Source organism: Stutzerimonas tarimensis (assembly GCF_042648805.1).
Taxonomy (GTDB): domain Bacteria; phylum Pseudomonadota; class Gammaproteobacteria; order Pseudomonadales; family Pseudomonadaceae; genus Azomonas; species Azomonas tarimensis.
On sequence record NZ_JBHRXZ010000001.1, the window covers coordinates 153,851 to 178,546 of the forward strand.

Annotated in this window: 19 protein-coding genes, 1 other RNA gene and 2 pseudogenes; 15 read left to right on the forward strand and 7 right to left on the reverse strand. The window is 59.8% G+C overall.

Annotation, left to right across the window (positions count from 1 at the left end):
- Nucleotides 1-39: 39 nt before the first annotated feature.
- Nucleotides 40-348, reverse strand: a complete 309-nt coding sequence (locus ACFOMF_RS00760; RefSeq protein WP_386360258.1) for an RnfH family protein — start codon at nt 346-348, stop codon at nt 40-42.
- A complete protein-coding gene (locus ACFOMF_RS00765) occupies nt 341-775 on the reverse strand; it encodes a type II toxin-antitoxin system RatA family toxin (RefSeq protein ID WP_386360260.1) in 435 nt (144 codons plus the stop codon). The genes ACFOMF_RS00760 and ACFOMF_RS00765 overlap by 8 nt, the downstream gene beginning before the upstream one ends.
- A gap of 144 nt (nt 776-919) precedes the next feature.
- On the opposite strand from ACFOMF_RS00765, the gene smpB reads away from it, so the two are divergent.
- Nucleotides 920-1,402: an SsrA-binding protein SmpB gene (gene smpB / locus ACFOMF_RS00770; RefSeq protein WP_386360262.1), complete on the forward strand. Its 483-nt coding sequence runs from the start codon at nt 920-922 to the stop codon at nt 1,400-1,402.
- A gap of 124 nt (nt 1,403-1,526) precedes the next feature.
- On the opposite strand, the gene ACFOMF_RS00775 is transcribed toward smpB, so the two are convergent.
- Nucleotides 1,527-2,309 (reverse strand): GntR family transcriptional regulator, encoded by a 783-nt coding sequence (locus tag ACFOMF_RS00775; protein WP_386360264.1) that lies wholly within the window; start codon nt 2,307-2,309, stop codon nt 1,527-1,529.
- 272 nt (nt 2,310-2,581) lie between these two features.
- Between ACFOMF_RS00775 and ACFOMF_RS00780 the strand changes: the two genes are divergently transcribed.
- The 14 genes from ACFOMF_RS00780 (at nt 2,582) to ACFOMF_RS00845 (ending at nt 21,733) form a co-directional block, all read left to right on the forward strand.
- Complete coding sequence (locus ACFOMF_RS00780; protein WP_386360266.1) at nt 2,582-4,276, forward strand: L-lactate permease; 1,695 nt, start codon at nt 2,582-2,584, stop codon at nt 4,274-4,276.
- A gap of 89 nt (nt 4,277-4,365) precedes the next feature.
- A complete protein-coding gene (locus tag ACFOMF_RS00785) occupies nt 4,366-5,199 on the forward strand; it encodes a (Fe-S)-binding protein (protein ID WP_386360268.1) in 834 nt (277 codons plus the stop codon).
- Nucleotides 5,196-6,656, forward strand: coding sequence for a LutB/LldF family L-lactate oxidation iron-sulfur protein (locus tag ACFOMF_RS00790; protein ID WP_386360270.1), 1,461 nt, complete (start codon nt 5,196-5,198; stop codon nt 6,654-6,656). Before ACFOMF_RS00785 ends, ACFOMF_RS00790 begins: the two co-directional genes overlap by 4 nt.
- A gap of 301 nt (nt 6,657-6,957) precedes the next feature.
- Nucleotides 6,958-7,629, forward strand: a complete 672-nt coding sequence (locus ACFOMF_RS00795) for a LutC/YkgG family protein (protein WP_386360272.1) — start codon at nt 6,958-6,960, stop codon at nt 7,627-7,629.
- Nucleotides 7,626-10,472, forward strand: coding sequence for an FAD-binding and (Fe-S)-binding domain-containing protein (locus ACFOMF_RS00800; protein ID WP_386360273.1), 2,847 nt, complete (start codon nt 7,626-7,628; stop codon nt 10,470-10,472). Before ACFOMF_RS00795 ends, ACFOMF_RS00800 begins: the two co-directional genes overlap by 4 nt.
- A gap of 163 nt (nt 10,473-10,635) precedes the next feature.
- Nucleotides 10,636-10,944 (forward strand): hypothetical protein, encoded by a 309-nt coding sequence (locus ACFOMF_RS00805; protein WP_386360275.1) that lies wholly within the window; start codon nt 10,636-10,638, stop codon nt 10,942-10,944.
- A gap of 136 nt (nt 10,945-11,080) precedes the next feature.
- Nucleotides 11,081-11,459, forward strand: a transfer-messenger RNA (tmRNA) gene (gene ssrA / locus ACFOMF_RS00810).
- Between the two features lie 173 nt (nt 11,460-11,632).
- The gene (locus ACFOMF_RS00815; RefSeq protein ID WP_386360277.1) at nt 11,633-12,838 is read left to right on the forward strand and encodes a tyrosine-type recombinase/integrase; all 1,206 of its coding nucleotides are present in this window, start codon (nt 11,633-11,635) and stop codon (nt 12,836-12,838) included.
- A gap of 458 nt (nt 12,839-13,296) precedes the next feature.
- On the forward strand, nt 13,297-13,536 hold the full coding sequence (locus ACFOMF_RS00820) for a helix-turn-helix transcriptional regulator (protein ID WP_255865654.1): 240 nt from the start codon (nt 13,297-13,299) through the stop codon (nt 13,534-13,536).
- A gap of 52 nt (nt 13,537-13,588) precedes the next feature.
- On the forward strand, nt 13,589-14,098 hold the full coding sequence (locus tag ACFOMF_RS00825) for a helix-turn-helix domain-containing protein (RefSeq protein ID WP_386360279.1): 510 nt from the start codon (nt 13,589-13,591) through the stop codon (nt 14,096-14,098).
- Nucleotides 14,099-14,603: 505 nt separating this feature from the next.
- The gene (locus tag ACFOMF_RS00830) at nt 14,604-17,372 is read left to right on the forward strand and encodes a class I SAM-dependent DNA methyltransferase (RefSeq protein WP_386360281.1); all 2,769 of its coding nucleotides are present in this window, start codon (nt 14,604-14,606) and stop codon (nt 17,370-17,372) included.
- Entirely contained in the window at nt 17,369-18,442 is a 1,074-nt protein-coding gene (locus ACFOMF_RS00835) for a PDDEXK nuclease domain-containing protein (protein ID WP_386360283.1), read from the forward strand. The genes ACFOMF_RS00830 and ACFOMF_RS00835 overlap by 4 nt, the downstream gene beginning before the upstream one ends.
- Nucleotides 18,439-20,550, forward strand: coding sequence for a DEAD/DEAH box helicase (locus ACFOMF_RS00840; protein ID WP_386360285.1), 2,112 nt, complete (start codon nt 18,439-18,441; stop codon nt 20,548-20,550). Before ACFOMF_RS00835 ends, ACFOMF_RS00840 begins: the two co-directional genes overlap by 4 nt.
- Nucleotides 20,543-21,733, forward strand: a complete 1,191-nt coding sequence (locus tag ACFOMF_RS00845; protein WP_386360287.1) for a GIY-YIG nuclease family protein — start codon at nt 20,543-20,545, stop codon at nt 21,731-21,733. The genes ACFOMF_RS00840 and ACFOMF_RS00845 overlap by 8 nt, the downstream gene beginning before the upstream one ends.
- A 236-nt stretch (nt 21,734-21,969) precedes the next feature.
- Here ACFOMF_RS00845 and ACFOMF_RS00850 read toward each other — a convergent pair whose 3' ends face one another.
- The 4 genes and pseudogenes from ACFOMF_RS00850 to ACFOMF_RS00865 form a co-directional block, all read right to left on the reverse strand.
- Nucleotides 21,970-23,082, reverse strand: a complete 1,113-nt coding sequence (locus ACFOMF_RS00850) for an ImmA/IrrE family metallo-endopeptidase (RefSeq protein ID WP_386360289.1) — start codon at nt 23,080-23,082, stop codon at nt 21,970-21,972.
- A complete protein-coding gene (locus tag ACFOMF_RS00855) occupies nt 23,075-23,695 on the reverse strand; it encodes a hypothetical protein (protein WP_386360291.1) in 621 nt (206 codons plus the stop codon). Before ACFOMF_RS00855 ends, ACFOMF_RS00850 begins: the two co-directional genes overlap by 8 nt.
- Nucleotides 23,696-24,017: 322 nt before the next feature.
- A pseudogene (locus ACFOMF_RS00860) lies at nt 24,018-24,488 on the reverse strand (recombinase family protein); the annotation flags it as partial.
- Nucleotides 24,437-24,696, reverse strand: a pseudogene (locus tag ACFOMF_RS00865) (transposase domain-containing protein); the annotation flags it as partial. The pseudogenes ACFOMF_RS00860 and ACFOMF_RS00865, both read right to left, overlap by 52 nt.

The window sequence follows — 24,696 nt, forward strand, 5'->3', positions numbered from 1 at the left end:
GCTATCGCGGGCGCCTGATAGGTCCGCGGACGTGACGCTTCAAGTCTTGGCCTTGGCCCTGGCGGCCTTGTCTGCCCGCTGCTTGCGCACTTCCTTGGGGTCGGCCAGGAGCGGCCGGTAGATCTCCACCCGTTCGCCGGCCTCGATGGGGCGCTCCTCGGGCTTGGCCACCGCCTTGCCGAAGATACCCAGCGGCGCGATCGCCAGATCGAGCCCCGGAAAGTGTAGCTCCATCCCCGAGCGCAGCGCCGTCTCGCGTACCGAAGTCCCGCGCGGCACCTCCAGGCTCAGTAGCTTCTGCTTGTCAGGCAGCGCGTAGGCCACCTCCACCCGAACAAGGTCATCCATAAAGCTGCCTGGCCCGCTCGCAGAAGGCGTCGACCAGCGTATTGGCCGCATGGTTGAACAAGGGGCCCAGAGTGATTTTCACCAGGGGGCCCGCGTAATCGAACGACAGATCAAGGCTGATCTTGGCCGCCTGGTCATTGAGCGCCTTGAATTCCCAGATCCCGTGCAGATGGCGAAACGGCCCTTCTTCCAGATTCATCTCGATCCGCTCGCCCGGTACGAGCTCATTGCGGGTGAGGAATCGCTGGCTGATTCCGCCCTTGGCCACCGTCATGCTGGCGCGCATCTGGGTGTCGCTGACCGCCAGCACCTGACTCGTCGAACACCAGGGCAGGAACTCCGGATAGCGGGCCACATCGTTGACCATGTCGAACAGGGACCGAGCCGGATAAGGCAACAGCGCCGAGCGGTGAATATGCGTCGTCATTGAGTAATCGCTTATAACTGGCAGTGACAGGCAGCCGAGGCGCCTCGTCGTCAGGGGGCATTGTCAGGGATTCGACCGCCCCCCTCAAGTTTCGCTGCACGGACCGTATCGCCTGGGCTGGCGAGCCCCTATAATGCGCCCCCTATGGCAAAACAGAAGAAACATCCCTCCGGGACCATCGCGCTCAACAAGAAGGCGCTACACGACTACTTCATCGAACAGAAGTTCGAAGCTGGCGTGGCGCTCGCCGGCTGGGAAGTGAAAAGCCTTCGCGCCGGCAAGGCGCAACTGGTCGACAGCTACGTCCTGCTCAAGGACGGTGAGGCCTGGCTGCTTGGCTGTCATATCACCCCGCTGACCACCGCCAGCACTCACGTTATCGCCGACCCGACCCGCACCCGCAAGCTGCTCCTGAACCAGCGCGAGCTGGGCAAGCTGTTCGGCGCCGTGCAGCAAAAGGGCTACGCCTGCATCGCCCTGTCGCTGTACTGGAAAAAGCATCTGGTCAAATGCGAGATTGCGCTGGGCAAGGGCAAGAAGGAATACGACAAGCGCGACACCGAACGCGTGCGCGACTCCAACCGTGAAATGCAGCGCGCCATTCGCAGCAAGGGGAAGGACGAGTAAAGCAGGCTGGAATGGAAGCATTCAAGGCCGCCAGCCGCTTTCGCATGGTCGCTGATCGACGCCGCTCCACTTTTCGCCCTGCGCGCTCCCGATTTCAGCCCACCTCGTCCAGCCTCCAGCGTTCCTATTTAACCTTTACGCTAGTAGTCGTGCGCCGCTGGGCGCGCGCCACGCGTTGCGCTTCCTGCTGACCCTCGGCAAGCACTTCCTGCACGTAATGAATGTGGCGATCGGAGATCTCTCGCGCCTCGGCGGCGCGGCGTTCGATGATCGCCCTGTAGAGCTCCTGGTGCTGAGCCATCAGCATCTGCCGCGTTTCAATGCGCAGCGCGTACATGCCACCGATATTGGTGGTCACGTTGCGCCGCAAGAGGTCGAACAGCCCGCGGATGGTATGCAACAGCACGGTGTTGTGGCTGGCCTCGGCGATTGCCAGATGAAAGCGGGCGTCCGCGGCACCCTCTTCTGCACGGCTGACTTCGCCGTTGTGCGAATAGCAGGCCTGCAAGGCGTCATAGGCCTCGGTCAGGCGTTGATGGTCCAGTTCGGTTGCGCGTTGCGCGGCGTAAAAGGCGCAGGCGCCCTCGAGTGTGTGGCGAAACTCCAGCAGATCGCGCTGGGCCTCACTGCTGCCTTCAAGCAGATGCACCAAGGGATCGCTGAAGGTGGCTCCCAGCGCTTCGGCGACATAGGTGCCGCCTCCCTGGCGACTGACGAGCAGGCCCTTGGCCACCAGCTTCTGGATGGCCTCGCGTAGCGAAGGGCGCGAAACGCCGAAACGCTCGGCCAGCGCCCGCTCGGCTGGCAAGCGTTCGCCGATCCTCAAGGTGCCCTCGAGAATCATCGCCTCGAGCTGCAGCACGATCTCGTCGGCGAGACGACGCTGACGCACGATTTTCACTTCCATACGGCGCCTCTATTGGTCCGACCAATTAGGATTCCAGGCCATTATTGCCCATCTGGTAGTGGCCAGGACAGACCACTACAACTATGGTATGAATTGACCCGCACCTGGCCAGCTCTTAGGCTGAGTGCGCTGTCGCTACACTGGTAAGACCAATTTACAAAGCCTAAGCCTACCAGAACAAGAGGCCCGTCATGTCGACCACAACGATAAATCCAACCGCCGGCCACAAGCCGCGCGCCACGTCGCCCTTTCGGCCAGTGGAGGTCTAAGCTATGTCTACCGGTTTGCTGGCGTTTTTCGCCTTCTCCCCCATTCTTCTCGCCGCCATCCTGCTGATCGGCCTACGCTGGCCAGCCCGGCGCGCCATGCCCATCGTCTACCTGGTGACCGCGGGCATTGCCCTGTTCATCTGGGACATGAGCTTCAACCGGGTGATCGCCTCGACCCTGCAGGGCCTGGTGATCACCATTGGCCTGCTCTGGATCATCTTTGGCGCCATCCTGCTGCTGAACACCCTAAAGCATTCGGGCGGCATCGCGGCTATCCGTGCGGGCTTTACCACCATCAGCCCTGACCGGCGCATCCAGGCCATCATCATCGCCTGGCTGTTCGGCTGCTTCATCGAAGGCGCATCCGGCTTCGGTACCCCCGCCGCCATTGCCGCGCCACTGCTGGTGGCGATCGGCTTCCCGGCCATGGCTGCAGTGCTGATGGGTATGCTGGTGCAAAGCACGCCGGTATCCTTCGGCGCGGTCGGGACCCCGATCATCGTGGGCCTCAACAGCGGCCTGGACACAGCCACCATCGGTGAGCAACTGGCGGCTCAGGGCTCCACCTGGGACCTGTTCCTGCAGCAGATCACCAGTAGCGTAGCCATCACTCACGCCATCGTCGGCGTGATCATGCCTGTCGTCATGGCGATGATGCTGACCCGCTTCTTCGGCAAGGAGAAAAGCTGGAAGGCCGGCCTGGAAGTCCTGCCGTTCGCGCTGTTCGCGGGCGTTGCCTTTGTCGTGCCATACGTTGCCACAGGCATTTTCCTCGGCCCGGAATTCCCGTCGCTGCTGGGCGGCCTGATCGGCCTGGGCATCGTCACCACCGCGGCACGCTTTAACTTCCTGGTACCCAAGACCCATTGGGACTTTGCAGACCGCAAGGACTGGCCGAGCGAATGGCTGGGCACCATCGAAATGAAGCTCGAGGACCTCGCCGCACGCCCGATGAGCGCTTTCCGCGCCTGGCTGCCCTATGTTCTGGTCGGTGCGCTGCTGGTGATCAGCCGGGTGTTCCCACAGGTCGGTGCAGCGTTGAAATCGGTCTCTGTCTCGTTTGCCAATATTCTTGGCGAGGCCGGCATCAGCGCGGGGATCGAGCCCCTGTATCTGCCGGGTGGCATCCTGGTGATCGTGGTCCTGCTTACCTTCTTCCTGCACGGCATGAAGCCCCGCGAGCTTGGCGCCGCGATCAAGGAATCGAGCAGCGTGCTGATCAGCGCCGGCTTCGTCCTGCTGTTCACCGTGCCGATGGTGCGGATCCTCATCAACTCCGGAGTCAATGCCGGGGAACTGGCGAGCATGCCCATCACCATGGCGCGCTTCGTGGCTGACAGCGTCGGCGACGTCTACCCGCTGCTGGCCCCGACAGTCGGTGCGCTTGGCGCCTTCCTGGCCGGCTCGAACACCGTCAGCAACATGATGTTCGCCCAGTTCCAGTTTGGCGTGGCTACCAACCTCGGCATTTCCAGTGCCATGGTCGTGGCGATCCAGGCAGTGGGCGCAGCGGCCGGCAACATGGTGGCGATCCACAACGTGGTCGCAGCCTCTGCCACGGTGGGCCTGCTGGGCCGCGAAGGCAGCATCCTGCGCAAGACCATCTGGCCGACGATGTACTACGTACTCGCCACCGGCCTGGTCGGCATGATCGCGATCTACGTGCTGGGCGTCACCGACCCGCTCGTCGGGCAGTAACCCGGTCTGAGTACTTTGCCCCGCTCGTGCGGGGCAAAGTCGTTTTCCACCGCTACCTACGGACAACGGGGCCAACCCGGAGTGAAGCCATGAGCGAACTCTTCTACAACGCCGCGCCGAACGGCAAGCCGAACGCCACCCGCGTCGCGCCGCCACTGCCGAAACCTCGGCAGTACCCCGCCAAACCCGCCCAGGTGTATCTGTTCGGCACCTGCGTGGTGGACCTGTTCTTTCCGGAAGCCGGCATGGATGCCATCCGCCTGCTGGAGCGCGAAGGCATCCGCGTGCACTTTCCCCAGGACCAGAGCTGTTGCGGGCAGCCGGCCTACACCACCGGCTATACCGAAGAAGCCCGTAAAGTGGCACGCGCCCAGCTGGCGCTGTTCAAGGCCGACTGGCCGGTGGTGGTGCCGTCGGGCTCCTGCGCCGGGATGATGCGCCACCATTACCTGGACCTGTTCAAGGATGACCCCGAATGCCTGCGCCAGGCTGAGCTGCTGGCCGAACGCACCTTCGAGCTCACCGAGTTCCTGCTGCATGTGTGCGAGGTCCAGCTGCATGACCAGGGCCCCCAGGCGAAGATAGCCCTGCACACTTCCTGCTCGGCGCGACGCGAGATGAATACCCACCTGCATGCCCGCCAGCTACTCGGACAACTGGCCAAGGTGGAGCGCGTCGAGCACGATCACGAGAGCGAGTGCTGCGGCTTTGGCGGTACCTTCAGCGTGCGCATGCCCGACATTGCCGGTGCCATGGTCGCCGACAAGACCCGCTCGCTGCAGGACTCGGGCGCTGCGCAGATGGTGACCGCCGACGCCGGCTGCCTGCTCAACATCAACGGCGCACTGGATAAGCAACAGGCGCGCTTCAGTGGCCAGCATCTGGCTTCCTTTCTCTGGCAACGCACCGGAGGCTCACGATGACCGCAGCCCAACGCATCCCCGCGACCCCGATCGAAAACGCCGGCGATCCGGATTTCCGCGCCCGTGCCCGCGGCGCGCTGAAGGACGAGCAGCTACGTCGCAATTTCCGCACCGCGATGGACTCGCTGATGACCAAGCGGGCCATCGCTTTCAGCGACGCCGACGAGCGCGAGCGCCTGCGCGAGATGGGCAATCACATTCGTGCCCGAGCCCTGTCGAAGCTGCCCGAGCTGCTCGAGCGCCTGGAGACCAACCTGACCCGCAACGGGGTGAAGGTGCACTGGGCCGAGACCGTCGAGGAAGCCAACCGCATCGTCCTCGACATCGCCCGCAGCCGTGAGGCCAAGCAGGTGATCAAGGGCAAGTCCATGGTCAGCGAGGAGATGGAGATGAACCATTTCCTCCAAGGCCACGGCGTTGAATGTCTGGAGTCGGACATGGGCGAATACATCGTCCAGCTCGACCACGAGAAGCCCTCGCACATCATCATGCCGGCGATCCACAAGAACGCCCGCCAGGTCGCCTCGCTGTTCGAGGACAAGCTCGGCGTGGACTACACCGAGGACGTCGACCAACTGATCCAGATCGGTCGCAAGACCCTCCGGCAGAAATTCTACGAGGCCGACATCGGCGTCTCCGGCGTCAATTTCGCGGTGGCCGAGACCGGCACCCTGCTCCTGGTGGAAAACGAGGGCAACGGCCGCATGTCCACCGGCGTGCCGCCCGTACATATCGCAGTGACCGGCATCGAGAAGGTGGTGGAGAACCTGCGCGACGTGGTTCCGCTGCTGTCCCTGCTGACCCGCTCGGCGCTCGGCCAGCCGATCACCACCTACGTCAACATGATCTCCGGGCCGCGCCAGGAAGGCGAACTCGACGGCCCGCAGGAAGTGCACCTGATCCTGTTGGACAACGGCCGCAGCCAGGCCTTTGCCGACAGCGAACTGCGCCAGACCCTCAATTGCATCCGCTGCGGCGCCTGCATGAACCACTGCCCGGTCTACACCCGGGTCGGCGGGCACGCCTATGGCGAGGTCTATCCCGGGCCCATCGGCAAGATCATCACGCCGCACATGGTCGGCCTCGACCGCGTGCCGGATCACCCCAGCGCCTCGTCGCTGTGCGGCGCCTGCGGTGAAGTCTGCCCGGTTAAGATCCCGATCCCTTCGCTGTTGCGCAGGCTGCGGGAAGAAAACATCAAGGCCCCGGATGACAGCCCGAGGGTCATGCGCGGCCAGGGCAGCAAGTATTCGACAAAGGAACGCTTGATCTGGAAGGGCTGGCGCCTGCTCTATAGCACCCCGGCGCTGTATCGCGGCTTCAGCTTTTTCGCCACTCGCCTGCGGGGGCTCACGCCAAAGAACGTCGGCCCCTGGACGCAGAACCACACGGCACCGAAACCGGCCGCCCGCTCGCTGCATGATCTGGCTCGGGAGCACCTGGAGGGCAAGCGATGAGCCACCGGCAGCCGCTGCAACGCCGCCCGCTTTCCCGTGGGAGCGAGCCCGCTCCTACACGGGGTTTGGTTAACGCCTCAAGCCATGTCCGCGTCCCGTTCGCGAGCAAGCTCGCTCCTACAGGAGAGCTCGTTAACGCCTCACGCACTCTGCGCGTCCCGGCCGCGGCATCCCGGTCCTTGCCCGGCCACCTGCTGCATCGCCACCCTCAATACCGTAGGAGCGAGCTTGCTCGCGAACCCGTGCACCTCCCATCCGCGAGCAAGGTCGCTCCTACCACCCGCCGTTTCGGAGTCGCCCCATGAGCGCCAAAGCCAACATTCTTGCCAAGCTGCGCCGGAGTCTCGAAGGCACCACCCCAGTGCCCGACGACTATGACGTGGACCTGGTGACCCGCCCCTGGAGCTATGCCCCGACCGAGCGCATCGACCGCCTGCGCCAGTTGATGGAAGCGGTACACACCGAGCTTCACCTGACCACCCGCAACGGCTGGCCGACCCTGCTGGAACAATTGCTGCGTGACCGCAACATCGGCAGCCTGCTCATTGCACCGACCACGCCCCACGGCCAGCAGGTGACCGAGCACTTCGGCAATCGCGACGACGCCCCGATGCTCAAGGCCTACGACCGTCCGGTGGAAGACTGGAAGGACGAGCTGTTCAACGATACCCCGGCCAGCCTCACCAGCACCCTGGGCGCCATCGCCTCCACCGGCAGCCTGATCCTCTGGCCGACACGCGAAGAGCCCCGCCTGATGAGCCTGGTGCCGCCGGTGCATTTCGCCCTGCTCAAGGCCAGCGAAATCCGCGACAACTTCCACCAGATCCAGCAGCAGCAGCAGTGGGCCGCCGGCATGCCCACCAACGCGCTGCTGGTCTCCGGCCCGTCGAAGACCGCAGACATCGAACAGGTCCTCGCCTACGGCGCCCACGGCCCGAAGGATCTGATCGTATTGATCCTGGAGGATGCATGAACCACCCCGCCAGTACCGGCCGCACGGCACTGCCGGCAGGTTTCGTCAGCGAAGTGCAGCGACTGATCCCCGAGGCCAGGCGATTCGACGACCCGCTGTCGACCCTGGCTTTCGGCACTGACGCCAGCTTCTATCGACTCATTCCGAAACTGGTGGTGCGCGTCGAATCCGAGGCAGAGGTCGTGGCCCTGCTGAAACTGGCCCAGGCGGAAAAGGTCCCGGTGACCTTCCGCGCCGCCGGCACCAGCCTGTCCGGCCAGGCCGTCAGCGACTCGGTACTGATCGTCCTCGGCGACGGATGGAACGATCGCGACATCCGCCGCAAGGGTGATCAGATCCGCCTGCAGCCGGGCGTCATCGGCGCTCAGGCCAACGCCTGGCTGGCACCGCTGGGCCGCAAGATCGGCCCGGACCCGGCATCGATCGCCACCTGCAAGATCGGCGGCATCGTCGCCAACAACGCCAGCGGCATGTGCTGCGGCACCGCACAGAACAGCTACAACACCCTGGCCGGCATGCGCCTGATCCTCGCCGATGGCAGCGTGCTCGACACCGAGGACGCCTCGAGCGTGGCCGCCTTCCGTGACAGCCACGCGCCACTGCTGGAGCAACTGGCCGAACTCGCTCGCGACACCCGCGCAGACACTGAACTCGCCACGAAAATCCGCCACAAGTACCGCCTGAAAAACACCACCGGTCTTTCGCTCAACGCCCTGGTCGACCACGACGAACCGCTGGACATCCTCACCCACCTGATGGTCGGCTCCGAGGGCACCCTTGGCTTCATCAGCGCGGTGACCTACAACACCGTTCCCGAGCACCCGCACAAGGCCAGCGCGCTGATCGTCTTCCCTGACGTGGAAACCTGCTGCCGCGCCGTGCCGGTGCTGAAAAAGCAGCCGGTGGATGCGGTGGAGCTGCTCGACCGTCGCAGCTTGCGCTCTGTGGAGGACAAGCCGGGCCTGCCGGCCTGGGTCAAGGGGCTTTCGGATACCGCCTGTGCACTGCTGATCGAGTCGCGCGCCGCGACCCAGGCCCTACTCCACGAACAGCTTCGGCAGATCCGCGAGTCACTGAACGGCTTTGCCGTCGAGCAGGAAGTCGATTTCAGCGAGGACCCGGTGGTATATGGCCAGCTCTGGGCCATCCGCAAGGGCACCTTTCCTGCCGTCGGCGCGGTCCGCCCCACCGGCACCACGGTGATCATCGAAGACGTGACCTTTCCCGTCGAACAGCTCGCTGAAGGCGTGAATCGCCTGCTGCAGCTGTTCGAGAAGCACCGCTACGACGAGGCGATCATCTTTGGCCATGCACTGGAGGGCAATCTCCATTTTGTCTTTACCCAGGGCTTCGAGGACCCGGTGCAGGTCGCCCGCTACGAGGCCTTCATGCAGGACGTGGCGCACCTGGTCGCCGTGGAATTCGGCGGCTCGCTCAAGGCCGAACACGGCACTGGCCGAAACATGGCGCCCTTCGTCGAACTGGAATGGGGTGCCGACGCCTACGGACTGATGTGGAAGATCAAGCGCCTGCTCGACCCCAACGGCCTGCTCAACCCCGACGTGGTGCTCTCGGAAGATCCGGAGATCCACCTGAAGAACCTCAAGCCCATGCCGGCCGCCGACGAGATCGTCGACAAGTGCATCGAATGTGGCTTCTGCGAGCCGGTCTGCCCCTCCAATGGACTGACCCTCACCCCGCGCCAGCGTATCGTCATGTGGCGCGACATCCAGGCCCGCCGCCGTGCCGGCAGCGACACCCGGGAGCTGGAACAGGACTACGCCTACCGCGGCGTGGACACCTGCGCCGCCACGGGTCTGTGCGCGCTGCGCTGCCCGGTGGGCATCAATACCGGCGATCTGGTTCGCAAGCTGCGCAGTACAAGCGCCAGCCACACCCGCAGCGCCAACTGGCTGAGCGGCCATTTCGCGACAGCCCTTGGCGGCGCGCGCGCGATGCTGCACTTCGCCAACGGCGCGCGCCTGATCCTCGGTGATCGGGTGCTCGGCAAGACCTCCGCCGTACTGACCCGCGCCAGCAAGGGTCGCGTGCCGGCATGGACGCCCGCCATGCCACAGCCGCTGCACCGGCTCAGCCTGCCCAAGCCGGGCACCGATGGTCGCCCGCGGGTCGTCTATCTGGCTTCCTGCATCTCCCGCGCCACCGGCCCGGCTGCCACCGACCGCGAGCAGACACCGCTGATCGACAAGACCCGTGCGCTACTGGAGAAGGCCGGCTACCAGGTCGTGTTTCCAGAAGGCTTGAACGAGCTCTGCTGCGGCCAGCCCTTTACCTCCAAAGGCTACCTGGAACAGGGCGACCGCAAGCGCCAGCAGGCTCTCGACGCCCTGCTCAAGGCCAGCCGCGGTGGCCTCGACCCGGTCTACTGCGACACCAGTCCCTGCACCCTGCGGCTGGTGCAGAGCCTCGCCGACGAGAGGCTGGACGTGCATGATCCGGTCCGCTTCATCCGCACCCACCTGCTGGATCGTCTCGACATCATTCCGCAGAGCGCCCCCATCGCCGTCCACGTCACCTGCAGCACCCAGCACCTGGGCGAAGGCCCAGCCCTGCTCGAGATCGCCAGGCGCTGCGCCAAAACGGTGATCGTGCCCGAAGGCATCCAGTGCTGCGGTTTCGCGGGAGACAAGGGCTTTACCACCCCCGAGCTCAACGCCAACGCACTGCGCACGCTCAAGGATGCGGTCCAGCATTGCGAGGAAGGCATTTCCACCAGCCGCACCTGCGAAATCGGCCTCAGCCAACACGGCGGCATCGACTATCACAGCCTCGTCTACCTGCTCGACCGGGTCAGCCGTCCCAGAGCGTCCGGCGCCGCCTGAGCCCGAATGCCGGGCCTCTCGCCCGGCATCGGCATAGAACGCTCAAGCGTAAACGGAGTCCCTACTACTGAGCCCGACGCAAGAAGGCTCCCTCTTCACTCGGCGAAGCCACAGGTTGCGCTTCATCGGCCCGCCGGGAAACTCAAATGCCTGGAGGACTCACATGAAACGACTTGCTCTCTTTGCTGCTGCCGCCCTTCTAGCCAGCCCCGCTGCCTTTGCCCAGGACCAGGACCTGTGCGAACTCAACATGGCCGAAGTCGATCAACACATGACCACCAGCATGGCGACCATGGGCGAGCCGGCACGAACCAAGGTCGAGGGTTATATCGAAACAGCCGAAGAAGCCCAGGCCACAGGCGACACCGACACCTGCATCGCCCAGAGCACCATGGCCCTGCAGATCCTCAAGGGACCAGGCGGCTCCGATGCCGGCTCCGCCGCAGGCGGCGCCTCGGGCGGCGGTCAATAAACACTCGAGGGGCGAGGCGCTGCCCTTGCCCCTTGATACCCGACAGACCGCCCCCATCTGACAAACAGGCAATCGACGCCAGGCAACCTTTGGCGTACACTGCCTGACATCTCAGCACGGTTCTCTACGTGCTGAAGGGGCCGATTAGGATTCGACGCCGGTTACAAAACTTGAGGGGCATGCCGAGTAGGTAACAGTACTCGTAAATAAACTGTTGCAAACCTACAGTTGCCAACGATGACAACTACGAAGGGTACGCGCTAGCCGCCTAACCTTCATCTGGTCGCTTCGGCGCCAGCGGTCTCTAGGGGATGCCTGTAAACCCGAAAAGACCGTCAGATAGAACAGGATCGCCGCCAAGTTCGCTGCAGACGTAACGGCTAAAACTCATGCAGCTCGCTCCAAGCACCCTGCCACTCGGGCGGCGCGGAGTTAACGTAATAGAGATGGCTACGCATGTAGAACCGATAGCGGAGAGCTGGCGGACGGGGGTTCAAATCCCCCCGGCTCCACCATTTTGTCTTCCCAGGAAGACCCAGAAAAGCCGTAAAGCCTAGAGAAATCAAAGCTTTACGGCTTTTTTATTGCCCGCGTTTTCCCACCTAATCCCAGGACATCCCACGGTTGACGGGGGCATATATGGGGGCATAAAACGCTCATCAGCTCGCTCGGAGAGGATGTGCCCCCAATGCCCCTGAAAGACACCAACTGCCGTAACGCCAAGCCCCAGGACAAGCCATACCGCCTGTACGACGAACAAGGTTTGTACCTTGAAGTGCAGCCCAACGGAGGCCGTTACTGGCGCTTGAAGTACCGCTTTCTGGGAAAGGAAAAGCGCCTGGCGCTTGGTGTTTATCCTGAGGTCGGCCTGCAGGAGGCCCGGCGCAAGCGTGATGACGCTCGTGTTCAGCTTGCCGGCGGCCAAGACCCTTCGCTGCAACGGCGTATGGCCAAGGTGGTCAGCCAGCTTGATCACCAGCACACCTTTGAGTCGGTTGCCACGCAGTGGCTGAGTATTCGCGAGTCATCCTGGGATCCGGAGTACACCCGCACGGTGCGGCAGCGCCTTGAGCTCAATGCCTACCCCTGGCTGGGAAAACTCCCGATCAGCAGCATCAGCACGCCCATGCTGGTCGAAAACCTGCAGCGCATCATCAAGCGCGGCGCTCGCGAGACGGCGCGTCGTGTTGCCCAGATCTACAAACAGATTTTCGAGTTCGCCGAAGCTGCCGGCATCACCCCACCCAACCAGATCGGGAATCTCGCGCGCACTCTCCCAGCCAAGCGGGTGAAACACTTTGCTGCCGTGACCGACCCTGAAAAGCTCGGCGCTCTGCTTAAAGCACTGGATAGCTACAGCGGAACGATGCCTGTTTGTTGTGCGTTAAAACTGGCTCCGTTGCTGTTCTGCCGACCCGGAGACCTTCGTCACATGGAATGGTCGGAGGTCAATCTGGATGCTGGCGAATGGCTGATTCCCGGCCATAAGATGAAAGGGCTCACTGTCACCAAACAGGATCGCCCGGATCACTTGGTTCCCCTAAGCCAGCAAGCAATTGCTGTTCTGCGCGAGCTGAAACCACTCACCAGCAGACATCGGTACGCCTTCCCCTCGGCACGAGGAGGCGACCGGCCGATGTCCAACAATGCCGTACTTAGTGCGTTACGCCGCATGGATATCAGCGGCGACGAGATGACGGGGCATGGCTTTCGTGCGACCGCGAGAACCATAGGTGCTGAGGTACTGGGGTTTCGCCCAGACCTCCTGGAGCATCAGCTTGCTCACACGGTAAAAAATCCGCTGGGACGTGCATACGACCGAACCTCATTTCTGCCAGAGCGACGCGACATGATGCAGCGCTGGTCAGATTACCTAGATGCTATCAAGGCTTGAGCTCATAGATTGGGCTTGCAGTACAGATATCCGCTTGGTAAAAATCTGGCATCTCTTGGAATCCCATAGGATTCCGTGGGATCGTCACGCTGCCCCGGTTACGGCGTTAAGAATCCGAATTCCATTTGCTGTTAGCAAATGGAATTCCTGGCTACCTCATAGGGGTATCACCAGCATCTCGCAGAGTCTTTTGCACCTGCTCGCCTGCAGCAAGGCTGCTAAAGAATCGTACGGCCCCCTATTCCGTACCAGCAGGGCTCCTCTCCCCACGCCAACGACTCAGCTTCAGCTGTCATCCATCAGCTGTCGCCGGCAATAAAACTCGGAGGCCCGTCACATGACGGTCTGGCTCACGCCCCCTGCATCGCAGCAGGAAAAATCCGAGCGCCACTCTCAACACATACGCGTATTGCAGCACACGAGGACTGCTGCAGCGCCACCGCCAGAGCACCAATCAAATGTCAGCACGAACTATTGCACCAAGCCCAGAGGAACCACGCTTCCTTCGCCTCCCTGAGGTTGAGCTCGTTGTCGGGAAAAAAAGATCCACGATCTATCGCGACATAGCCGCAGGAAAGTTTCCTGCTCCATATGATCTAGGCAGCAGCAGATCGGTCGGCTGGCTCAGCACGGAGATATCTGCCTGGATTCTGAGTAGACCGCGCGTGCAGCTCCGCGGGGGGCATAACAATGACTAATGTCTCAGCCCCACTGCGAGCGCAGACCCAGTGGTTCCATGTTTTCAGGGCAATGATTGATCAGGGCGACGTCGCCCGAATTGGGCCCCATGCGTTTACGGTTTATGCCGTCATTAAGGCACACGCCAATTACTACTCCGGCATGGCGCATCCGGGCATCGAACGGATCTCTGAGCAGTCTGGCGTCAGCCTGGCACAGGTCAAACGGGCACTGGGGGTTCTCGAAATGGCAGGCCTCATCACGAAAACAAAATCCGGCCGATCCAATCACTACACTCTACGCGAAAAGGTTCAGGTCACTGAGGCCGGCCTACCTCATACCGTAGCAACCTGGGACTACGTGCCAAGCCGTGCACAGCACACCGCTACCGAGCTCAAAAAAGCCGTGATCGCTGGCGATCTCGCAAGTACGCAGATACTGAACATTGAGCGCCTGAATATACAAATCAACCTGGCCGGTGGAAACGCCCAAGTCGATAGCTCGTCACTGCAAATCGACCTCGACCGGTTGCCTCCCGGTATCCGAGAAACACTGCGCAGGCACCTCAAACGTTCGTCGTGATGTTATGCACAGCTCAGCGTGATACGTATCCGTCAGAGCTGGGATTGATCACGAAGCAGCTCACCTAGAGCTGCTTCGCGCTGGAATCCGGCTCAGGCTGAGCCGCTAAAAAGAAAGAGAAAATAAAAAAGAAGCTCTGGAGGCGACACAGCCTCCAGAGTGAAAGCCCCGAAGCCTTATTGGGTTACGGACAGCTACCGTAAACTCGATTCGACGAATCCCGCCAGCCCGGCCATCTGCGGCTTTTTCGCATTACAGAAGCGCCTTCCTTTATCATCCCCGGCATCGTGTAGTGGTTGATTTCACGGTCACTGGCTCAGGGCGCTCGGCTGTCGCATCCAGTGGCATCCGGCATAAGCCGATGCGGCTGAGCAGAGCTGAGTTGCCGATGGTGACGCCAGACCGACAGAGCGGCATATGCCTGTCGGGATGTGGCCATCGCCCAAAAATTTTTGCGGCTAAAATCGCCGCCTTCGCGCACCAGCGATCTGGACAGTGGTAAACCATGAATGCAGTAGAAATTGAGTCCGCCATTTCGGACCTGGCCCTAGAGCCCTTTGACGCGGCGGAGTTCCCATTCACCTTCCTGGCCGCATTCGGCAACAAGGAAACCGCGCTCAAGCGCCTGCGCGCTGGCAACAACAACGCCTCGGATGTACCTGGCGGCGTACTACTGCGCAGCAACATTCATATCGCCGCATGCGAGCCTGGCACAGTGGGCGAAACGCTCAAGGCCTTGCGCGCCAGCCCGGCCACCATAAAAGCTAAAGCCAAGTTCATCCTCGCCACCGACGGGCAAACGCTGGAGGCCGAAGAGCTGATCACAGGTGAAACCATCACCTGCGACTACCCGGACTTTCCCAACCACTTCGGCTTCCTGCTGCCGCTGGCTGGCATCTCCACCATCAAGGAGATCAAAGACAACCCCATCGACGTGCGCGCCACCAGCCGCCTGAACAAGCTATATGTCGAGCTGCTGAACGAGAACCCGGACTGGGCCAAGGCCGAACGCCGCCATGACATGAACCATTTTATGTCTCGGTTAGTGTTCTGCTTTTTTGCGGAAGACACCGACATCTTCACTGGCGATGGGCTGTTTACCACCACAATTGAGCACTACAGCGAGCGCGACGGCTCCAACACCGACCAGGTGCTGTCGGAGATTTTCCGCGCCATGAACCTCAAGCTGGCCGAGCGTGCCAGTGCCCAACCACGCCTGCCTGGTTGGGCAAACAAGTTCCCATATGTGAATGGCGGCTTGTTCTCTGGTAGTACCGAAGTACCGCGCTTTACGCGTATGGCTCGCACATACCTGCTCCACGCTGGCAACCTCAACTGGCAGAGAATTAACCCAGATATCTTCGGCAGCATGATCCAAGCTGTTGCTGACGATGAGGAGCGCGGCGCACTGGGCATGCACTACACCAGCGTGCCCAACATCCTGAAGGTGCTGAACCCGTTGTTTCTGGATGATCTACGGACGCAACTGAAGGCGGCCGGTGACAACAAAGCCAAGCTACTCAACCTGCGTAAGCGCATGGCACATATTCGCGTATTCGACCCGGCCTGTGGCTCCGGCAACTTCCTGGTTATCGCCTACAAGCAAATGCGCGAGATCGAGGCAGAAATCAACCGCCGTCGAGGCGAGGCCAATAATAAATCGGAAATCCCGCTGACGAATTTCCGCGGCATCGAGCTGCGAGACTTTCCGGCCGAGATTGCCCGTCTGGCGCTAATCATTGCCGAATTTCAGTGCGACGTGCTGTATCGCGGACAACAAGATGCATTGGCCGAGTTTCTTCCACTAGACGCACAAAACTGGATTGTTTGTGGCAATGCTCTGCGCTTGGACTGGCTAAGTATCTGCCCACCAACAGGAACAGGGGTGAAGGTACTTGCTGATGATTTATTCGCTACGCCACAGAACCAGGCAGAGATAGACTTTGAGAATGAAGGCGGAGAAACCTATATCTGTGGCAACCCTCCATACCAAGGAAGCGTAAATCAAAAAGACGATCAAAAAGGCGACATGAAATACATCTTCAACGGAATTACTTCCTCTTTCAAAGATTTAGATTATGTCTCAGCTTGGTTCGTCAAGGCCGCACAATATATAGCCCAGAATCATGGCTCAGCAGCATTGGTTTCCACAAATTCCTTATGCCAAGGCGAGCAGGTTTCCATGCTTTGGCCATACATATTCAGCCTTGATTTAGAAATAATATTTGCTCACACGTCATTCTTATGGAGCAATAATGCAACAAATAATGCGGGGGTAACCTGCATTGTTGTGGGCGTAGGAAGAGGCAAAAATAAGAGGATATATAGTGATACGACTGAAAGGACTGTCACGTCTATTACTCCATATCTTACAGAGGGCCGCTCAGTAGTAGTTAATAAACGCCCAACTCCTCTTAGCAATTTACCAAAGATGATGACCGGAAATCTTCCATCTGACGGGGGACACTTACTTATGTCCTATAACGAAGGCTCTGATTTTATAGAAAAGCACCCTAAGGCTGCGCATCTTCTTAAAAAATTTATTGGATCACGAGAACTGATAAACGGTGGGGATCGTTGGTGCCTCTGGATTGAAGACTCTAAACTTGAAGCTGCGCGCGAGAACATAGAGATTAGCAAGCGACTAGATAAAGTCACACTTGCTCGCGAGGCCAGTCGCGGCGATCAAGCTAGAGGGGCAATCCATACCCCGCATAGATTTGTTTTTTCTCCACATTCTCCAGGGCTGGCTATTGCCGTACCCAAAGTATCGTCTTCAAGACGAGAGTATATTCCTTGTGCAATTACCGATGAAAACACGGTTGTGTCAGACCTTGCACGAATTATTTATGGGGCCTCGCTCTGGAACCTAGCCGTCATCGCTTCTCGTCTACATTTAGTATGGGTCGGGACAGTTTGCGGGAAAATGAAAACAGACTTTCGCTATTCCAACACTCTCGGCTGGAATACCTTTCCTGTGCCGCTACTGACCGAGCAAAACAAAGCTGACCTTACTGCCAGCGCTGAGGCAATTCTGTTAGCCCGCGAAGCCCACTTTCCCGCCACGATCGCTGACTTGTACAACCCGGATAATATGCCGGACAACCTGCGCCATGCCCACGAGCGCAACGATGAGGTGCTGGAGCGCATCTACATCGGTCGCCGCTTCAAGAACGACACCGAGCGTTTGGAAAAGCTGTTTGACCTCTACACCAAGATGACAGCAGACACAGTCAAGGCCGCGCCGAAAAAGCCACGAGGGAAAAAGGCATGAGTCGATCGTTGGAAAATGGCCCTGCCAGCCTAACCACACCACCTGAGGGCTACGGCGAGTGGTTGGTCGATCTCAAAGGCCGTATCCACAGCGCCCAGCAACGCGCCACGCTGGCAGTGAATCGTGAACTGGTGCTGCTCTACTGGCAGATTGGCAACGATATTTTGAGCCGGCAGGCACAACAGGGCTGGGGAGCCAAGGTAATCGAGCGGCTGGCCCAGGACCTGCGCGCCGCCTTTCCTGAAATGAAGGGATTTTCCCGCGCCAACCTGATGTATATGCGAGCCTTTGCCGAGGCCTGGCCGGATGCCGCAATTGTCCAACAGGCTGTTGGACAATTGCCCTGGGGGCACAACCTGGTACTGCTGACCCGGCTAAAAGACCCACAGCAGCGCCTGGCCTATGCCCAGAGCGCGATTGCGCACGGTTGGTCACGCAATGTGCTGAACATCCATATCGAAACCCGCCTGTTGGAGCGCAGTGGCACGGCGGTCACTAACTTCGACGTCAGCTTGCCCAAGGTGCAGTCGGACCTGGCCCGCGAGTCATTGAAAGATCCGTATCGATTTGACTTCCTTGGCCTGCGCGATGAGGCGCAGGAACGCGAAATCGAACACGCCCTGGTCAAACACGTCACCGAGTTTCTGTTGGAGCTGGGCGCAGGCTTTGCGTTTGTCGGGCGGCAAGTGCTGCTGGATGTAGGCGGCGATGAGTTCTTTATCGACCTGCTGTTCTACCATCTCAAGCTGCGCTGCTATGTGGTGATAGAGCTCAAAGCCGGCAAGTTCAAGCCCGAGCACCTGGGCCAGCTTGGGTTTTATATGACCGCGGTGGATCGCCAGGTCAAAGATGAACACGACAACCCCACCATCGGACTTTTGCTCTGCAAGAGCAAAAACAAGATCGTGGCGGAATATGCGCTGGGCGATAAGACCCAGCCCATGGGCATTGCCGAGTACAAATTGCTCGAATCTCTGCCTGCAGAATTGCAAACCAGCTTGCCCAGCATTGAACAGATCGAACGTGAACTGGCGGGCGACGGCACCCTCATGGAGGACGAATCACAGTGACGAACACCACCAACCCGACCAACAGCTACACGGTGCCGTCGGTATCCATTGCTACAGCGCACACTGGGGCATCCAGCAAGGCAAATGAACTGGGCATGCGCACTATGCAAGAGCGCGCCTATACCAAGCGCGGCGAACAGTACCTGCTGATCAAATCGCCACCCGCATCGGGCAAGTCCCGCGCCCTGATGTTTATCGCGCTGGACAAGCTGAATAACCAGGGTCTGCAACAGGCCATCGTTGTAGTGCCCGAGCGCTCCATTGGCGGCAGCTTTGCCGATGAGCCGCTGAGCCGACATGGCTTTTACTGGGACTGGCAGGTGGCCCCTCAGTGGAACCTGTGCAATGCCCCAGGCATTGATGAGCCGCGTGTGGCCAAGTCCAAAGTAGACGCCATGCGAGCATTCTTAAGCAGCGGTGACAAGGTGTTGGTCTGCACCCATGCCACCTTCCGATTTGCCGTGGAAGAGCTGGGCATCGACGCCTTTGATAACCGCCTGATTGCCATCGACGAGTTCCACCACGTTTCCGCCAACCCAGACAACAAACTAGGCAGCCAACTGAGCGCGTTCATCAACCGCGACAAGGTGCACCTGGTCGCCATGACAGGCTCCTACTTCCGCGGTGATAGCGAGGCAGTACTGGCCCCGTCGGAAGAGAACAAGTTTGAGACGGTGACGTACACCTACTACGAGCAACTCAACGGCTACCGCTGGCTCAAGTCGCTGGATATTGGCTACTTCTTTTACACCGGCAGGTACGTGGATGCGGTCACCAAGGTGCTGGACCCAGCGCTGAAAACCATCGTTCACATTCCAAACGTAAATGCCCGCGAGAGCCTCAAAGACAAGGAGCGCGAGGTTAACGAGATCATGAGCGCGCTGGGCGATTGGCAGGGTGTCGACGCGACCACCGGCTTTCACCTCATCAAAGCCAAGGACGGCCGCACGCTGAGAGTAGCCGACCTGGTGGATGACAGCGACCCAGGCAAACGCTCCAAAGTGCTCGGCGCACTGAAAGACCCGGCGCAGAAGAACAACCGCGACAACGTGGATGTGATCATCGCGCTGGGCATGGCGAAGGAAGGCTTTGACTGGATCTGGTGCGAGCATGCGCTGACCATCGGCTACCGCTCGAGCCTGACCGAAATCGTGCAGATCATTGGCCGCGCCACCCGCGATGCCGAGGGTAAGGAGCGCTCACGCTTCACCAACCTGATCGCAGAGCCTATGGCCGATCAAGCCGCCGTTGCTGAGGCGGTGAACGATATGCTCAAGGCCATTTCCGCCAGTCTGCTGATGGAGCAGGTGCTCGCCCCGCGCTATGAGTTCACCCCGAAAGATACCGGGCCGAAAAAAGGCTTCAATTACGGGCCAGAGGGGTATCAAACGGGTGGCACCAACCTGGGCGTGAATGAAACCACGGGCCAGTTCCATGTCGAGATCAACGGCCTGACCACACCGCAAAGCACGGAAGCCACGCGCATCTGCAAAGAAGATTTGAACGAAGTAGTAACCAGCTTCCTGCAGGACAAAACCGTCCTGGAGCGCGGTCTATTCGACAAGGAAAACACTCTGCCAGAGGAACTGACCCAACTGCGCATGGGCAAAATAGTTCGCGAGCGCTACCCAGACTTGAGCGACGTCGATCAGGAAGCAATTCGCCAACACGCCATCGCAGCCATGAACATTACCCAGCAGGCCAAGTTGATGCTGGCGCAGGCCGATGCCAACGGGAGTGACACCGTACAAGGCAGCACTGCGCTGCTGGATGGCGTGCGCAAATTCGTTAACGTGCGTGAGCTGGACATTGACCTGATCGACCGCATCAACCCCTTCGAGGCCGCCTATGCGGTACTGGCGAAGGCGATGGATGAGAAATCCCTGCGCCAGGTGCAGGCTAGCATTGCGGCCAAGAAGGTGAGCATTCCCGAAGACGAAGCACGAGAACTGGCAAAGCGTGCTCTGCAGTTCAAGAACGAGCGCGGCCGTCTGCCCGACATCAACTCCGCCGATGTCTGGGAAAAACGCATGGCCGAAGGCGTAGCTGCGTTGGCACGCTACCGCGCCCAGGTCAAAGCGGCGCAGGGGGAATCCGCCAATGGCTGATATGAACGATGACGACCTGCTGGATGCGTTGGGGGTAGAAGTCCCCACGCTCAAAACGGCCACTCGAACCCCTCGCGAGGAGCGTATCATCGCTGGCTTCGAGGACATTCAACGTTTCTATCAAACCCACGGCCGCGCCCCGCTGCATGGCGAAGACCGTGACATCTTCGAGCGTTTATATGCAGTGCGCCTGGATCAGCTACGCAAGTTGCCGGAGGCACAAACCCTACTGGCAGGCTTGGATAATCACGGCCTGCTGTCAGGTACTACGGTCGCTTCAGTAAATGTGGATGACCTGGATGAGGACGCCTTGCTCGCCGAGCTGGGCATCGGTAGTGAGTCCGTCGACCAGGACGACATCACAGTGCTGCGGCATGTGCGTTCCAGTGCTGCCATAAAGGCGGCAGAAGAAATTGCCGCCAGGAATCCATGTAAAGACTTCGAGAGCTTCAAACCACTCTTTGATGAGGTTGAAGCCGGCATCAAACAAAACCAGTGGATAACCAAGCCCTTTGGCAAGAACGCCAGCATCGAGGCAGGGGACTTCTTCATTCTGAGCGGACTCATTGCCTATGTCGCCGAGGTGGGCGACACCTATAAGACTCCGAATGCAGAGACAAACGGGCGTTTGCGTGTCATCTACTCCAATGAGACGGAAAGCGACCTGTTGCTACGATCCCTACAGCGGGCGCTTTATAAGGACAGTGAGGGGCGCGCCGGATCTCGACTTATCAAGGTAGATTCCGGCCCACTGTTCAGCGACATAGCCGAGCCGGACGATATAGAAAGCGGCACGATCTATGTGCTACGTAGCCAGTCCAGCCACCCCTTCGTAGCCGAGCACCGCGAACTGATCCACAAGATCGGAGTAACCAGCGGCCGAGTGGAAACCCGCATTGCGGCGGCCGCGAAGGATGCCACCTACCTGCTGGCCGATGTGGAAGTGGTCGCGACTTACAAGCTTCACAACCTGAACCGTACCCGGCTGGAGAACATCTTCCACCGCCTGTTCGGCGCAGCGCAGTTGGACTTGACCATCGACGACCGCTTCGGCAATCCGGTCAAGCCGAGGGAATGGTTCCTGGTGCCGCTCCATGTGATTGATGAAGCGGTTGAGCGCATTCGGGATGGGTCGATTACCGGTGTCGCGTACGATCCGCAGACGGCTCGCTTGATCAGCTAAGGCGCAGCTAAAGCGTGATGATCAAATCCGGGCGGAAGCCAGTCTCTTCGCCCGGATACCCTCTAGGGTTGCAAACTATACGAGTGCCTGCCGCGTCATAATCGACGGCGGTATGCGAATGCCCATGTACCCACAGCACCATCCGCTCCTCCCCCCATAAGGCCTCCCAGCGATTGGTATATGCGCATCCATGTGAGTGCCGGCACGCGGGCTGCCGTAGACAGTTTCAGCGCGACTTAACCTACGTTAGCCTCGACCAGTCGCAAAGGAGATGAAGGTACATCCAGCATGTACTGCCTGGTCACCATATCTGCCGTAAGCCCGGCAGCTGTCAACACCCGCCTCCAGGTACCGTAATCCAAGAGATTGATCGCCCTCTGTACCAGCATAGGTGACTCCATAGGGATCAACTCGTCAAACTCTTCGTGCTTCGTGAAACCCTTTCGATTGAGATACGTGAAGCCCGATTTAGCTTGTTCGGCAGTGAGCAGATCGAGGGTGTGAGCCCTGAAAATGAGCGCCTTGAAGCTTACCTTCCAACGAAGCTTCATATCCTTGAGTGCCGGCCAGTTCAGGTACTTGCCTCGCATAGGGGGAAACTCTGATGCGAAACTTGCCCGGGGCATCAACAAAGCGCTGGCAAACTGGTTAGCCTGATCCTCAGTAAGGCGGCAACCGGTCTCAATGCCTTGGTGCATCACCAAATGGCCCATTTCATGGGCAAGGTCGAAACGTTGCCGGCATGGATTCACCTTTGCGGTGTTCCTCACGATCAACGGTCGTTTGTTGGACAACGAGAACGCATCGACCTTGTCATCGGCTTCGGCCAGGTTCACCACCAGCACGCCAACTTTTTCTGCCAGCTTGGTCACACTGGACAGGGGGCCGATCCCCAGGCCCTGTTCACGGCGAAATTGTTCAGCAACCTGCTCGATCTTGTTGATACCGGATACCGGCTCCTCAAGCATGCTGAAACTCACTGCAGGAAAGGCAACCTCCTTATCCAACTCGTCAATCAGCAGCTCAAACATCTCGACCTGAGCCGCAATGGTCTTCTTGAGAGTCTGCGAGGAGGATCGGACGCTTCGAAAATGGCATTGCTCCAACTCCACCGAACCGCGTCGTGGCGTGAAGAAAAAACTCTCGCGCACGCCCAAGGCTTCAGATAGCTGGGCGAGTTGGGTGCCCGAAGGAATCGCATTGACTTCAAGCTTGTGCGCGTATTGCCGGGTAACGCCCAAGAGCTCTCCGATATCGGCGAGCGAACACCCCGCCGCGCATCTAGCGAGACGGAGCTTGTCGGGCGAAAACTCGTCGCCAAGAGGCAGAAAGCCTGTTCTGTCATTCATTTACTGGATCAGCATCTCGTGTTGCGTTCTGGTCTGCATCTTTGTCCCGACGAGCGACTAATGGTTCATCGATTGCCACCTCTTGTGTAAGCTCGGTGGTACGAGGAGCAAACAGAGGAACGTAGTCATGCACCCACTTACATACGACGTTCCGGTTGGTATCGAAGCCCAGAATCGAAGCAGTCAGCGTCGGCCCGTCAAAGTTGCCGTCAGTATCGACATACAAACGCCAAGTAATGTTCTTGTCGATCGCAGGCCCCAGCAGGCTAGCCTGGTAAAGCTCAACTCGGTTGGATTGCAGTCGATACCCTTTCTTTCTGACCTCGGGATCGTCCATTACCACCTGCATCAGCACGCCATTCACACTCAGCGTGAAGTCCATGGTGCGGTTAGTGAGCAGCAGCCACGGAAGGGCCGGATCGCGGTGGAGGCGTTTGAACCGGCCGTGGACGCGGCCATACGGAAGTGTTCCCATAGTCCAGTTGGTATCGTCATCCGTAGAGGTGACTTCCAACGCACGGTAAGCCGCATCCAGAGCGTTATTGCAGATCAGCTCGACGTGTTCCGGCTTCAGCTTCGGTTCCAGCTCACTCGGGTGTTGGATCGGGGGCATGGGCCTCTCCATAAAAGCGTGCAAAACACAGGTACTGTCAACCGACATTTTTGTGCAAATTATGGTATCTGTCAACCTTCGTACCTCTGATGCTCAATAGCTGCCTGGAGAAGCTTTTAAACCCGAAGCTACCTAAGACCGTTTCCCGGCAACAACACGGGACACTGACGGTAGAGTGCTCAGGTTGTACAGTTTTTGCTCAACCACCCCAAAAGCCATATACGACGCTACGTTTAGCTCACTGTATCTGCTCACTGGCTTACAGCGCTTCTAGGACGCTTATAATCCCCTGGTCGCAGGTTCGTGTGCTGCCAGGTGCAAGTTATCTCGGCCCGGTCTTACCGACGTATCGATACAGCGTTGTTCTCGATACCCCGTATCGCTTGGCTACGGTGCCAACCTGAATCTGTGGATCTTTGAGCAAAGCCTTTATTTCGCGGACTTGAGCCTCTTCCAGCGCAGGTTTACGACCACCTTTACGTCCTCGAGCGCGAGCCGCCGCCAGCCCTGCGCGGGTACGCTCTCGAATCAGGTTGCGCTCGAACTCGGCCAGGGCTGCGAACACATGAAAGATCAGCTTGCCGGCAGCGCTGGTGGTTTCGATTCGCTCGGTGATGGACTCGAAGGCCACCCCTTCCCGCTCCAAGCTACTGACAATCCCAACCAGGTCTGGCAAAGAACGACCGAGGCGGTCCAGTCGTAAGCGCTCCATAAACCCCGTCCGCCAGACAGAGTTTGTTTTCAGGAAGTCGAGGCAGAGGCCGGCGAGCAGTTCCACGGCAGCAGCGCTTCGTAGTCCTCAACGCTCTGTGCCGTTGGCAAATGCTCCAGGATGTGGCGCAGCCAGGCGTAAGGTTCCTGCCCGTTGGCCTTGGCGGTTTCGATCAGGCTGTAGATTTGCGCGCTGGCGGTGGCGCCTTGTCACTGAACAACCAGTTCTTGCGACCGATGACGAACGGGCGGATGGCGTTCTCGGCGCGGTTGTTGTCGATGGGCAGGTG

Bases quoted from the DNA above. Each gene is read 5' to 3' on its own strand.
- ACFOMF_RS00760 (WP_386360258.1), bottom strand. From the start codon at position 348: ATGGATGACCTTGTTCGGGTGGAGGTGGCCTACGCGCTGCCTGACAAG.
- ACFOMF_RS00765 (WP_386360260.1), bottom strand. From the start codon at position 775: ATGACGACGCATATTCACCGCTCGGCGCTGTTGCCTTATCCGGCTCGG.
- smpB (WP_386360262.1), top strand. From the start codon at position 920: ATGGCAAAACAGAAGAAACATCCCTCCGGGACCATCGCGCTCAACAAG.
- ACFOMF_RS00775 (WP_386360264.1), bottom strand. From the start codon at position 2,309: ATGGAAGTGAAAATCGTGCGTCAGCGTCGTCTCGCCGACGAGATCGTG.
- ACFOMF_RS00780 (WP_386360266.1), top strand. From the start codon at position 2,582: ATGTCTACCGGTTTGCTGGCGTTTTTCGCCTTCTCCCCCATTCTTCTC.
- ACFOMF_RS00785 (WP_386360268.1), top strand. From the start codon at position 4,366: ATGAGCGAACTCTTCTACAACGCCGCGCCGAACGGCAAGCCGAACGCC.
- ACFOMF_RS00790 (WP_386360270.1), top strand. From the start codon at position 5,196: ATGACCGCAGCCCAACGCATCCCCGCGACCCCGATCGAAAACGCCGGC.
- ACFOMF_RS00795 (WP_386360272.1), top strand. From the start codon at position 6,958: ATGAGCGCCAAAGCCAACATTCTTGCCAAGCTGCGCCGGAGTCTCGAA.
- ACFOMF_RS00800 (WP_386360273.1), top strand. From the start codon at position 7,626: ATGAACCACCCCGCCAGTACCGGCCGCACGGCACTGCCGGCAGGTTTC.
- ACFOMF_RS00805 (WP_386360275.1), top strand. From the start codon at position 10,636: ATGAAACGACTTGCTCTCTTTGCTGCTGCCGCCCTTCTAGCCAGCCCC.
- ACFOMF_RS00815 (WP_386360277.1), top strand. From the start codon at position 11,633: ATGCCCCTGAAAGACACCAACTGCCGTAACGCCAAGCCCCAGGACAAG.
- ACFOMF_RS00820 (WP_255865654.1), top strand. From the start codon at position 13,297: ATGTCAGCACGAACTATTGCACCAAGCCCAGAGGAACCACGCTTCCTT.
- ACFOMF_RS00825 (WP_386360279.1), top strand. From the start codon at position 13,589: ATGATTGATCAGGGCGACGTCGCCCGAATTGGGCCCCATGCGTTTACG.
- ACFOMF_RS00830 (WP_386360281.1), top strand. From the start codon at position 14,604: ATGAATGCAGTAGAAATTGAGTCCGCCATTTCGGACCTGGCCCTAGAG.
- ACFOMF_RS00835 (WP_386360283.1), top strand. From the start codon at position 17,369: ATGAGTCGATCGTTGGAAAATGGCCCTGCCAGCCTAACCACACCACCT.
- ACFOMF_RS00845 (WP_386360287.1), top strand. From the start codon at position 20,543: ATGGCTGATATGAACGATGACGACCTGCTGGATGCGTTGGGGGTAGAA.
- ACFOMF_RS00850 (WP_386360289.1), bottom strand. From the start codon at position 23,082: ATGAATGACAGAACAGGCTTTCTGCCTCTTGGCGACGAGTTTTCGCCC.
- ACFOMF_RS00855 (WP_386360291.1), bottom strand. From the start codon at position 23,695: ATGCCCCCGATCCAACACCCGAGTGAGCTGGAACCGAAGCTGAAGCCG.